Annotated in this window: 10 protein-coding genes and 1 pseudogene; 3 read left to right on the forward strand and 8 right to left on the reverse strand. The window is 67.1% G+C overall.

Features of this window, described 5'->3' with window-relative positions:
- Nucleotides 1-23 precede the first annotated feature (23 nt).
- The 7 genes from FL625_RS18155 to FL625_RS17805 all read right to left on the reverse strand — a co-directional run bounded on the left by FL625_RS18155 (nt 24) and on the right by FL625_RS17805 (nt 8097).
- Nucleotides 24-194: a hypothetical protein gene (locus FL625_RS18155; RefSeq protein ID WP_160147820.1), complete on the reverse strand. Its 171-nt coding sequence runs from the start codon at nt 192-194 to the stop codon at nt 24-26.
- Entirely contained in the window at nt 191-1447 is a 1257-nt protein-coding gene (locus FL625_RS17780; RefSeq protein ID WP_149590012.1) for a molybdopterin molybdotransferase MoeA, read from the reverse strand. The genes FL625_RS18155 and FL625_RS17780 overlap by 4 nt, the downstream gene beginning before the upstream one ends.
- A 60-nt stretch (nt 1448-1507) precedes the next feature.
- Nucleotides 1508-3973: an arsenate reductase (azurin) large subunit gene (locus FL625_RS17785; RefSeq protein ID WP_149590013.1), complete on the reverse strand. Its 2466-nt coding sequence runs from the start codon at nt 3971-3973 to the stop codon at nt 1508-1510.
- 14 nt (nt 3974-3987) lie between these two features.
- Entirely contained in the window at nt 3988-4512 is a 525-nt protein-coding gene (locus FL625_RS17790) for an arsenate reductase (azurin) small subunit (RefSeq protein ID WP_149590014.1), read from the reverse strand.
- A 153-nt stretch (nt 4513-4665) separates the two neighbouring features.
- Nucleotides 4666-5868: a sigma-54-dependent transcriptional regulator gene (locus FL625_RS17795; RefSeq protein ID WP_149590015.1), complete on the reverse strand. Its 1203-nt coding sequence runs from the start codon at nt 5866-5868 to the stop codon at nt 4666-4668.
- Nucleotides 5861-7279, reverse strand: a complete 1419-nt coding sequence (locus FL625_RS17800; protein WP_235019495.1) for a sensor histidine kinase — start codon at nt 7277-7279, stop codon at nt 5861-5863. Before FL625_RS17800 ends, FL625_RS17795 begins: the two co-directional genes overlap by 8 nt.
- A gap of 2 nt (nt 7280-7281) precedes the next feature.
- Nucleotides 7282-8097 carry a substrate-binding domain-containing protein gene (locus tag FL625_RS17805; protein ID WP_235019494.1) on the reverse strand — a complete coding sequence of 272 codons (816 nt, stop codon included), beginning with the start codon at nt 8095-8097 and terminating at the stop codon, nt 7282-7284.
- A gap of 300 nt (nt 8098-8397) precedes the next feature.
- Here FL625_RS17805 and FL625_RS17810 point away from each other — a divergent pair.
- The 3 genes and pseudogenes from FL625_RS17810 to FL625_RS18440 form a co-directional block, all read left to right on the forward strand.
- Nucleotides 8398-8736: pseudogene (locus FL625_RS17810) on the forward strand (transposase); the annotation flags it as partial.
- A gap of 23 nt (nt 8737-8759) precedes the next feature.
- On the forward strand, nt 8760-9815 hold the full coding sequence (locus FL625_RS17815; RefSeq protein ID WP_149590017.1) for a DEAD/DEAH box helicase: 1056 nt from the start codon (nt 8760-8762) through the stop codon (nt 9813-9815).
- Nucleotides 9816-10011: 196 nt separating this feature from the next.
- Nucleotides 10012-10425 carry a DUF2924 domain-containing protein gene (locus tag FL625_RS18440; RefSeq protein WP_149590019.1) on the forward strand — a complete coding sequence of 138 codons (414 nt, stop codon included), beginning with the start codon at nt 10012-10014 and terminating at the stop codon, nt 10423-10425.
- 75 nt (nt 10426-10500) lie between these two features.
- On the opposite strand, the gene FL625_RS18160 is transcribed toward FL625_RS18440, so the two are convergent.
- Nucleotides 10501-10638, reverse strand: a complete 138-nt coding sequence (locus FL625_RS18160) for a hypothetical protein (protein ID WP_160147821.1) — start codon at nt 10636-10638, stop codon at nt 10501-10503.
- Nucleotides 10639-11150 lie beyond the last annotated feature (512 nt).

An 11150-nucleotide genomic window follows, 5' to 3' on the forward strand; every position in this document is an offset into this window, starting at 1 on the left:
TCTCAGGTTGGGCAGACTCTACATCACAGCGAGGGAACTTCCGGGGGGCAGGTCAGGCCCAGCATCCCGTGATCCGGTGCTGCGGCAGCCGCCCCGGCAAGCGCCGCGAGTTCCTCCTCGGTCAGGTCCGGACCCGTCAGGTGCCGGGGGCCGACCGACCGGCGCGCATGAATTGCTTGAAGTACCGGGTTCACTCGCCCAGTACCTCGACCTGTAGTGGCTGGCCGGGATGGATGACCGAGAGGTCCGGCGGGATCACAGCGATCCCCATTGCGCAGGCGATGGGGGAGAGCGAGGCCGAGGCGCCATGTCCCAGCCGTTCCAGCACGGGCCGCCCCAGGGTGTCGCGGCTCGCCCAGGTTACGGGGACATATTCGCGCCGCCCCGTGGTGCGGTGATAGGTGAACCCGGCGACGGCGGGCAGCCAAGCATCGGGCGCCTCGGTCAGGCCCGCGACCTTGCGCAACGCGGGCCGGGCAATCTGCGCAAAGGTGATCGCGGCGGCGTAGGGGTTACCGGGCAGCCCAAAGTAGAGCGCACCGCCGAGGCGGCCCACGGTTAGCGGCTTGCCGGGGCGGATTGCGACCTTCAGCACGTCAAGTTCGGCCGCCTCGGCGCGCAGGGCGTCGAGGATATGATCCGCCTCGCCGGCCGAGACCCCGCCCGAGGAGATCACCACGTCATGCGTCAGCGCGGCCTGCCTGATCGCCGCTCGGATCGCCTGCGGATCGTCGCGCAGGATGCCGAGGTCCGTCGTCTCGGCCCAGGGCAGACGGGCGAGCGTGGCGCGCAGCATCACGCGGTTCGAGTTGTAGATCTGGCCGGGCGCAAGCAGTCGGCCCGGCTCGGCCAGTTCGTCGCCGGTGGACAGGATCGCCACCCGCACGCGCCGCCGCACCGCCACCTGCGGGACGCCGCAGCCGGCCAGCAGCGCCAGGCGCGGTGGCGTCAGCCCGACGCCTGCCGCTAGAGCCTGCGCGCCGCGGGCCAGATCCTCACCCCGGCGGCGGATGTTCTGGCCCGACCGCGGGCGAGCCGTCAGCGTGATCCGGTCGCCGCTGCGCGTCACGTTCTCCTGCATGACGACGGCATCGGCTCCGGCGGGGATCGGCGCGCCGGTGAAGATGCGGACGGCGGTGCCGGGATCCGGAGGGCCGCTCGCCCGGTCGCCCGCAGCGATGCGCCGGGTGACCGGCAACTCCCAGGGCCCGGCCCCCGCGAGGTCGGACAGGCGCAGGGCATAGCCGTCCATGGCCGAATTGTCGAAGGGCGGCAGGGCAGAGGCTGCGACCACAGGCCCGGCCAGCACCCGCCCGCAGGCGAGGTCGAGTGGCAGGATCTCGGTCTCTGCCACCGGCGCGGCCACCGCCACGGCGCGCAGCCGCGCGGCATCGACCGACAGGGTCGGTCCGGCCTTGCCGGCGGAACAGGCGAGCGGTTCGGCCATCCGTATCCCCCGGACAGAAAGGAACCCGCCCCGGTCGGGGGCGGGTTCCGGTTTGACGCCTTACAGCACCACCTCGTGCGACTTGAACGAGATGCTGGCCGTCTGCGCCGTGGCATTCGAGATCTTGCGAATGTCGCCCCAGCAGTGCTTGTAGTCCGGCAGCACCAGCTCGTTCACGCCGGGGTTCACCACGTTGCCCTGGCTGCCGGCCGGGGAGCCGAAGACCATCGCCACGGTGTTCCGCTTCAACGAGGGCATCGGATAAGCCATGCCCTGCGTCACCCCGTTGTCGTTGATGATCTCCACGAGGTCACCGGGGTTCAGGCCCAGTTCCACCATGTCGTCGGGATGCATCTCGACGAAGGGGTGGGGGTAGCGGTCCTGGATGAAGTCATTCTTCTGGTCGAGGAACTGGTTCTGCCAGAAGATGTTGGCCCGGACGTTGTTGATCCAGAACCGGTGCGCCGCCTGTTCGCGGGCCTTGCCCGCCGCCTGCCAGCCGCGCCAGCCCGAGGCACAGAACAGCGCCTTGCCGTCCTCGCGCCCGTGCCGGGTGAAGCGGCCGTCGGTGTAAAGCCGCGTCGTGCCGACAAGCTGGCCGTTCTCGAAGCCCACGACCGGCTCCTGCACCCCGTTGTTGCCCATGGCGCGCAGGCGCTCGTAGGTCACTTCCGGGTTGCCCTTGTTGTAGCCGTCCATGAAGGCGTCTTCCTCGGTCGCCCAGTCGTAGCCCTTGAACTGGTCGGCATAGGCGTCGTGCCCCATCTCGCGCAGCACGCGCTCCATGTTCTGGGCGATCCCGGCCGCGATCAGGCAGTCGGGCTTCGAATTGCCCCAGGGGTCCATGTATTTCTCGGACAACCGCAGGCGCCGCTCGCCGTTCATCGAGGTGAGATTCATCTCGTTCGATTCGCAGGCGGGCAGGATGACATGGGCGTTCTGGCCGATCTGGCTGTGGATGATGTCCACGTCCACCACGAAGAGCCCGCCCGCGCGGATCGCCGAGACGATCGCATCGACCACCTGTTCGCGCGTACCGCCGGCTGCCGCATCGATGGCGTCCTTCACCATGTCCGACCGCCGCTTGTGCACCCGCTTGAACTCGGAGGCATTCAGCGTGGTCTTGTAGTGGTCGCAGGCCCAGATGTGGTGCACGCCGCCGAGTCCGCGGATCAGGAACTGGTCGATGTATTCCGCGGGCCGCCCGACATGGGCATCCGACGGGCGGTAGTAGCCTTCCTGGTGGCCTCCCAGACGGCAGCAGCCGCCGCCCTCGCGCCCGATGTTGCCGGTGGCCAGCGCGATGTTCACCAAGGCGCCGACGGCCCGGTAGTTGTCATTGCCCCAGATGATGCCCTTCTCGTAGGCCATCACGCATTTGCGGCGGCTGCCGTCGTCCTTGGGCTTGGCGATCCACTCGGCTGCCTTGGCAAGGTCGTCGGCCGACACGCCGCAGATCTCGGCGCCCTCGGCCAGCGACATGCGGATCTGCTCCATCGCATGGTCGAGGCTGCCGAGGCTCGCCGGATGGGCAGAGTCCTCTTGCACGGCAACGCCGTCCTGATAGGTCGAGGCGGCGATGAAGTCCTTGTCGATCCAGCCCTGATCGACGATATGCGTCATGATCGTGTTCAGCGCCGCGACGTCGGTGCCTTCCTTGATCGCCAGGTGGAGGACGTTGTCCTTGCCCGCGAACTGCTCGGAGGAGGCGACCGTCAGCGTGCGGCGGGGGTCCATCACCACCATCCGCGCGCCGTTCTGCAGACCCTTGACCATGTGGTTGAGATAGAGGTTGGTCTGCGTCTCCATCGGGTTTGCACCCACGATGAAGATCGTGTCGGTCAGCTGATAGTCCTCGTAGGCATAGTTCAGCTCGTCCACGCCCATGTCGCGGCTCGAGTGCACCTCGGAGTTGTAGGCCGGGCGGTTGTGGATGCGGGCGTTTTTGACCTTCATGCTCTCGAAGTAGAGCTTGCCGGTGCCCCAGGTGTTCTCGTAGCCGCCGGCGCTGCCGCCGTGGTCGAACATCGAGACCACCAGATCGTCCTCGGACCCTTCTGTGACGACCCGGGCGGTCACGCGGGCAACAAGGTCGAGCGCATCGTCCCAGGAGGTCGGCTGCCAAGTGCCGTTGCGCCAGACCATCGGGTCGGACAGACGCTGCTGCTGCGTGCCCGTCACCTTCGACGGACGGTTCTCGGCCATCCGCGCGCCACGGATCGAGCCGAGGCCCCCGTTCACCACGCAATTCACGTCGGGCTTGACGACCAGATGAACGTCGCGGCCGTTCTGCTTGACCACGTTGTACATCGAGGGCGCATACCAGGCCTCGGTCTCCATCACCTGCTGTTCGGCCAGATTGACGCCGAACTTGTTCTGCTCCGGCGCCGTCCCTCCCTGACGGTTCATCGGCCAGGTGTAGGCCTTGTAGCCGCAACCGACGATGCAGTAGTGGCAGGTGACGTTGAATTCCTGCGCATCGGCAGGGATGATCGGCAGCCGGCCGACCTGACGCTTGTAAGCCATTGTTCTCCCTCCCCTTATGCCAGCACGTTGGACAGACGGCCGTAGATCAGCTCGTCCACGCCCTCGGCGTAGATGTCACCCTTGTCATCCACGCGCAGCTTGAACTGCGGCAGGTTCTGTGTGGCGTGGCCCCAGATCTGCTGGCCGCCGGATTCGCAGTCGAACCGCGAATGGTGGCCGGGGCAATTCAGCGTCTTGTCGCCGGCGTTGTAGGACAGAAGCCAGCCCTTGTGCGGGCAGAGCACCGAGAACGCGACGATGTCGCCATCGGGGCCGACACCGCCTTCGACCGCCTGGCCGAGCTTCAACAGCACGCCGGGGCTGTCGGCATCGGGATAGGCGATGTCCATCGGCTCGTTGACCTTCAGATCGGTCAGATTTGCCAGACGGTTCGCCGGATAGTCGACAAGCGCAAGCGCCGTCTGAGCCTGCGCCTGCCCCGGTCCAACAACGGTTGCCGCCGCGGCACCAGCGGTGGCCACAAGGCCGCCCCGCAGGAACTGGCGGCGGCCGACATCGACCAACCGGTTGCATTTCATGGCTGGGTTCCCTCCCTCGCTGAACGAATGCGACCAGTCTAGTCGGAGGCGAACCTTGCCGCGACGGCATGCGATGATATGCTGCAAAGCGGCTAGTGCTTGATTTTTCTTCGCTTTTTTCAGCGTTCGGAAATCCGAACGCGGCAGGGCCGGTCATAGACCCAGCTTCTGCATCTTCTCCCACAGCGTCGTGCGCGAAATCCTCAGAAGCTTCGCCGCCTCGGCGAGCTGCCCGCCGGTCCGGTCCAGGACGGCCAGGATATGCGCGCGCTCTGCCGCATCGCGCACCTCGGCCAGAGGGCGCACCTCGGGTTGCCCCGCCGCTTCGGGGAAAATGTCGGCGGGCAGGATCAGCGGGCCCTCGGCCGCCTCGATCGCGCGGGCGAGGCGGGCGCGCATCTCGCGCCCGTTGCCCGGCCAGTCATGGGCTCGGATCGCGGCTTCGGTCGCGGCGGCAAGGCCGCTCCTGCGACCGGCGTTGAGGCTGTCGAACAACCGCCGGGCGAGCCAGACCGCATCCTCGGGGCGTTCGACAAGGGGGGGGATCATGATGGAATGGGCGGCAAGCACGTCGAACAGGTCGGCCCGAAAACCACCGGCTGCAACCCGGCCCTGAAGCTGCGTGCCTGCCGTCGCGATCAGGCGGAAGGGCGCAGCGCGCAGCAGCGTTGCAACCATGTCCTGCGCCTGCATCGACAGGCGGCCGATGCCCACGACCAGGAGCGTCCCGTCCTCGGCCTGCGCGACCGCGCGGGCAAGCGCATCGCTCTGGGCGGGTTCACGCAGGGCGTCGAGCGTCACGATGGGCGCCGCGCGCCGGTCCGAGGCCGCATGGATCAGCCGCGCAAGCCGTGCCTTGCCCAGGCCCGGCAGCCCCCGGATCAGGAGAGGCGCATCCGATTGCGCAGCCTCGGCCGCCTGCCGATCCACGGCGCGGGCCTGATGGCTGATGCCGGTCTGCTCGAACAGACCGCCCTTGTCGACGGGCCGCAGGACGAGAGCAAGCTTTTCGAGGAAGCCCTTCATCTCGAAGGGCTTCGTGATGTAGTCGGCCGCGCCCGACCGGATCAGCCGCACCGCCTGCGCGACATCGCCCTGACCGGTGACAAACAGGAAGGGCGGTGGGGTGGTCGTGCGCAGGAGAGTGTGGAAAAGGTCTTCTCCGGTGCCGTCGGGAAGCCGGATGTCGCAGACCACGGCATCGACATGCTGCCGCGGCGTGCGGATCGCAGGCAATGCGCGGGCCAGATGGCGATGCCATTGCACCTCGGCCCCTTCCAGCGTCAGCCGCTGGACCAGGGAGGCCCCCATGATCTCGTCGTCTTCCACCAGAACGATCAGGCGTCCTTCAAGCATCCGCGCCCCTCCCCGCCGGAAGGCTGACTGAGATGACGGTCCTGTCCGGCGTCCGGTCGTGGCGGATGGATCCGCCCAGACGTTCGACCAGATCGTGTACCAGCCGCAGCCCGACACCACCGCCGGGCGGCAGCGGCCCCGATGTCATCAGCCGCGCCAGATCGTCCGCCGCCATGCCCGGGCCGCTGTCGCAGACCTGAAGATGCAGCCCCTGCGCGTCGCTGCAGACCTCGAGCGCAACGTGGCCGGACTGGCCAGCGGCGCCCCCTGCGTTCAGCAGGAGGTTCAGCACGACCTGACGGACCGGCGCCGCGGGATGGTGGCCAAGCGCCTCCGCATCCGCGAGGGTGCGCCATTCGAGCGTCTGGCCGCGGGCGGCGGCTTCCGGCCCGAAGAGCAGGCGCAGGTCCTCGAAGTCTTCCGGTCGCAGGGGCTGGTCCGTGCGGTCCAGCCGGTTCTGGTCCAGGATTGCCCGGCTTACGTCGCGCAGATGCGCCAGCCCGCGCTGGATCAGCCCGGCCGACTGGCGCACCACCTCGGGCCGGTCGGGATAGCTCAGGATGGTGTCGGCCGCGTTCATCAGCCCGCCCAGCGGATTGTTGATCTCGTGCGCAAGCGACGACGACAGCCGCCCGAGGCTCACGAACCGCTCGCGGGCGGCAAGGCGGCGTTCGGCCTCGGCCCGGGCTTCGGCCGCTGCGGCCATCGCATTGTAGGTCGAGAACAGCCGCATCAGCCCCGGGTCGCCGCGCGGCATCCGGCTTTCGGGGATCGCATGCGGCACGCCCGTCTCTCCCCCCATCGCCTGCACCAGAACCCCCACCGGCCGCAGCAGCCGCGCCACGACGAGCCACCCAGCCAGACCCAGAAGCGCCGTCGCCGCCGCATTGCCGAAGAGCAGCCAGTACGCCACCCGCCGACGTTCGGCCAGAAGGTCGGCCACGTCGAGCTCGGTGACGATCCGGCCCACATCCCGGCCCTGATACATGAGCGGCGCTGCCACGCGCAGCACCGGGTCGCCCGTCATGCGCACGTCCCCGGGGGCCGCAGCTTCGAGCAGGAACGGGGCGATGTTGCTTCCGACCGGAGCGCGGTGCGGATCGGTTGCGGCGAGGACTCGCCCCTGACCGTCCGCGACAACGGTCAGAAGAAGCCGCTGCCCATCGCCCGCCTGCTGCGCCCGGTCGAGAACGTCATAGACCTCCCAGACGTCCTGACGCGGCACGAACGGACCAAGCGCCACCGACAGCCCCTCGACATGCAGCCGGGTAATCTCGCGCAGCCTTGCGTCCTGAAGGTTGCCCAGCACAGCCAGCACGCCCTGGCTTGCCACCAGGCCGAGCGCGACCATCAGCCCGGCCACGACCAGCGGCACCCGGACCGAGACGGAGAGGTTCTGGAACCATCCCACCCTCAACGGAGCCGGCCCATCTCGGCCATGCGTGCGGCGATGCCGTCGTAAAGTCCGGGTTCGGCCGGTTCGACCCTGTCCAGACGAAGCAGGCGCAGGGCCTCGCGCCCCGCGCTATGCTGCCGAAGCGACAGGAGCGTGTCCCGGCAGGCCGCAATGCCCGGTTCGGACAGGCGATCCGTTCGCGCCACGAAGGGCGGAAACCCCAGCCATTCCGATCGCGCGACAACCCGCGTGCGCGCCGTGAGGGCGGGCTCGGCCTCGGCCAGCGTCTCCCACACATAGCCGTCGACGCTGCCGGATCGGGCCAGCCCGCCTGCGACCGCGCGCACCACGTTGCGATGTCCGTAGGTGAAGATCGTCCGGGCGAAAAAGGTTTCCGGCGTCTGTCCCATGCGGCCCAGATCGGAGGCGGTAACCAGAAAGCCCGAGTTGCTGTCCGGATCCGAAAAGGCGTGGATCCCGCCCGCGAGGCCGGCAAGGTCCGTCGCCGGATCGTCGGCGGCGGCGATCAGATAGGACTGATAGCGCGGTTGGCCGCGCCAGACCGGCGCTCCCAGGATCGTCAGGGATTCGCGGTGCTGAAGGAAGGGGTAGCCGCAGGTCCATGCAGCATCGACCGACCCATCCAGAAGCGCGCCCGTGATCTCCTGATAGGTCCGGCGCTGGACGAGTTCGACTTCGTTGGCAATGCCGTATGCCAATGCTGTCCGTAGTGCCGACAAGACCGCCGCATCGTTGTCCAGAAAGACCGGGGTCAGGGCGAAGCGAAAGGGTGTTGCCGCGCGGACCACCACCATCCCGGCCGCGACCAGCACAGTAGACCAAAGGAAAGCGCGGCGAGTAGGTGACATGGTGCAGATTCTCGTGACCGATGGGACCGTCCTTGACAGGCCGAGGTGGCGGCCAGGCCGGGCGACGGGACCATCCTACGTATCTGGATGGTGTTGGAGAAGGTCCGATGTCAGGCCCACCCCCGCCGCCACCCAAACGTCCCCGAGATCCAAACGTGTGTCCCCGGTAGGCGGTGAGGTCGGAGGATTAGGGTCAGGACCTGTTGCTCTACTTGAGATCGCCCGGCCTGCGTGATTCAAGCTCCCGAACTGACGGGGGTGAAGATGAGCAACCTTTTCTGGCTGACCGACGAGCAGATGGAGCGGTTGACGGCGTTCTTCCCGAGGAGCCATGGCAAGCTGAGGGTCGATGATCGGCGGGTGCTGAGCGGCATAATCTTCATCAATCGCAATGGGTTGCGGTGGTGCGATGCACCGAAGGAATATGGCCCGCCGAAGACCCTTTACAACCGTTGGAAGCGGTGGGGTGACCTAGGCGTATTTGCCCGGATGATGGAGGGGCTGACCCCCGAAGGCGGCGATCAGAAGACCATCATGATCGACGCGACCTACCTCAAGGCGCACCGCACGGTTTCGAGCCTGCGGGCGAAAAAGGGGGGGCGACGACCAGAGCGGGCGATCTCGACATGCGCGCGGCAGACAAGGTGCTGAACCGCTCGGTGCTGAACGAGGCCGTCGTCGAACATTGGCAGGCCAAGGCAGCGGACCGGCGCACCATCTTCTTCTGTGCGACGGTCGACCATGCCGATGCGGTTGCCGAGGCATTCCGCACCGCCGGCGTCACGGCCGAGACGATCTCGGGCGAGATGCTATCGCGGACGCGCGCCGACCTCATCGCCCGGTTCGACCGGGGCGAGGTGCAGGTGCTGACGAACTGCATGGTCTTGACCGAAGGTTTCGACAGCCAGCCGGTCGGCTGTATCGGCATCCTGCGCCCGATGCTGCACAAGGGCACGCTCATCCAGGCTGTCGGTCGCGGCCTGCACCGTGTCGATCCCGCGTGTTTCCCCGGCATCGTGAAAACCGACTGCGTCGTGCTCGACTGCGCGGGCGCGGCGCTCCGGCACGGGTCGTTCGAACAGGAGATCACCCTCGACGGGGACGATCCTGAGCCCGGCCAGGCCCTGTGGAAACTGTGCCCGAGCTGTGAGGCCGAACTGCCACTTGGCGCATCGGTCTGTGATTTCTTCGGTCACGTCTTCACGCGGCAACGAGCAGAGGCTCGACTGCTGACCGCCTTCGACATGATGCAGATCGACCTTTTGGAGCGGTCCCCGTTCGCCTGGTGCGATCTGCATGGCGACGGCCAGGCGATGATGGCGAGCGGATTCAATGGCTGGGCCGGGGTGTTCCATGATGGCGCGCTCTGGCACACGCTCGGACAGCCGAGAGGCAGGGCGATCCGGCCGCTCGCCATCGGCACCCGGGTGCAGGCGCTCGCCGCCGCAGACGATTTCCTGCGCGCGACCGAGACGGGGACCGCCTCGATCAAGAGCCGGCGCTGGCTGACCGACCCGGCAACGATGAAGCAGATTGACCTGCTGCAGCGCGCGGGGCCCGAGACCAACGGGCTGGATTTCAGCCTGTCGAACTATGCCGCCAACTGCCACCTGAACTTCCGCAGGAGCCTAGGCGCGATCACCGCCGCTGTTCTTGGCCGTACAGAGCGGCCGGCTGCATGAAACGACCCAATCCGCTCCCGCCCCACCAGATGCCGCCCGCAGAGCGTCGCACCGAGCCGTGCGGCCTGCTGGCGCTCGGGCTGGTTCGGTTGCGGATGCAGGACATGGGCAAAGTATCTGACGATACTGGAGAAATTTGCCTACACTATCCGCCCGACCAATGCCGTCATGCAACTCCAAATCGCCGGAGAAATGCATGAACAAGCCCGATCCCATCCCCGCGCGCCTGGCCGCGCTCAAGACCATGCCGACGCCCGACCTGAAGCAACAGTGGCGCGACCTGTCCGACTGCGAGCCGCCGCCGTTCAACCGCCATTACCTGGAGAGTCGGCTGGGCTATGCGACCACGCCCACGACCCGCCCGGATTTCTGGGCAGAGAAGTTCGCCGCGAACGTCCGACGGGATCGTGCCACGCTCGAAACGCTGGCGGCCCTCGGACGGCGCGTGGCGACGGTTTGGGAATGCGCCCTGCGCAAGCCGGACCAGGTCTCGGCGACCTGCGATGCACTTGTCTCGTGGCTGGCAGCGGGCGAGCCGGACATCGAGGTCGGCGAGGGCGACCTTGCCGCACGCGATCACGGCAGGGGCGTCGCAAGGTACCGCGCCTGATGTCCGGAATACTTCGCCGCACTGGCGAAGGTTCGATCTCCGTTCCGTCTCGACCCGCTGCCCCTGTCGTCGGAGTCAACAGCATTGCGTCACTTGCAGCTTCATGATTTCAATGGCTTGCAAGCACTGCACCGTCTGCCGGCAAGTCAACAGGTGCAGAGAATTCGGGGCCGGAGAGAGCGATTTCGGGCCTTCCGGGCGCAGGCCGGTCAACAGCCTCTCCTGCATAACCCTTGAAAACAAAGAGAAAATCCGGCCGCAGCCGGATCGGGAGAACGCTTTCGCGAGGGCAAGTGGCGGAAATGATGGGCCTAAGGTCAAACCTTCATTTGTGGATGCCGCCGGGTGTGGACGGGTCTTCTGTTCTTCCGGACTTGTGATCGAGTGCGGTCTTTTGTCAGGCCTGCACGTCCGGCTGACGGGCGCTGCTCGCCGGGGTGATGATCCGCGCAGCCTGGCCACGTCTTCTTGAGCAAACTCGTGGCACTAAGAAGGGCTCTGGTTTGTCCGACCGGAACATGTCGATCATTTGCCTGTGCGGATCAGGCCCTACGCGCAACTTGCAGGCCCATATGACCATATCAGCTCCTGCAGCACCGATCGCCAGGCGACCAGATCCGCTGCATTGCGCAGCGCAAGGTCCGAATAATCAAACGGAACGAGTTGCCGGTGCTCTGACCCCCGAGAGTCATCCAGCTGAAACCAGAGCCGGCGGGTGACAATTG

Origin of the sequence: Tabrizicola flagellatus (genome assembly GCF_008271465.1) — a bacterium.
GTDB classification, from domain to species: Bacteria; Pseudomonadota; Alphaproteobacteria; order Rhodobacterales; family Rhodobacteraceae; genus Tabrizicola; species Tabrizicola flagellata.

Coding starts and splice junctions, on each gene's coding strand:
- FL625_RS17780 (WP_149590012.1), bottom strand. CDS start 1,447: ATGGCCGAACCGCTCGCCTGTTCCGCCGGCAAGGCCGGACCGACCCTG.
- FL625_RS17785 (WP_149590013.1), bottom strand. CDS start 3,973: ATGGCTTACAAGCGTCAGGTCGGCCGGCTGCCGATCATCCCTGCCGAT.
- FL625_RS17790 (WP_149590014.1), bottom strand. CDS start 4,512: ATGAAATGCAACCGGTTGGTCGATGTCGGCCGCCGCCAGTTCCTGCGG.
- FL625_RS17795 (WP_149590015.1), bottom strand. CDS start 5,868: ATGCTTGAAGGACGCCTGATCGTTCTGGTGGAAGACGACGAGATCATG.
- FL625_RS17815 (WP_149590017.1), top strand. CDS start 8,760: ATGCGCGCGGCAGACAAGGTGCTGAACCGCTCGGTGCTGAACGAGGCC.
- FL625_RS18440 (WP_149590019.1), top strand. CDS start 10,012: ATGAACAAGCCCGATCCCATCCCCGCGCGCCTGGCCGCGCTCAAGACC.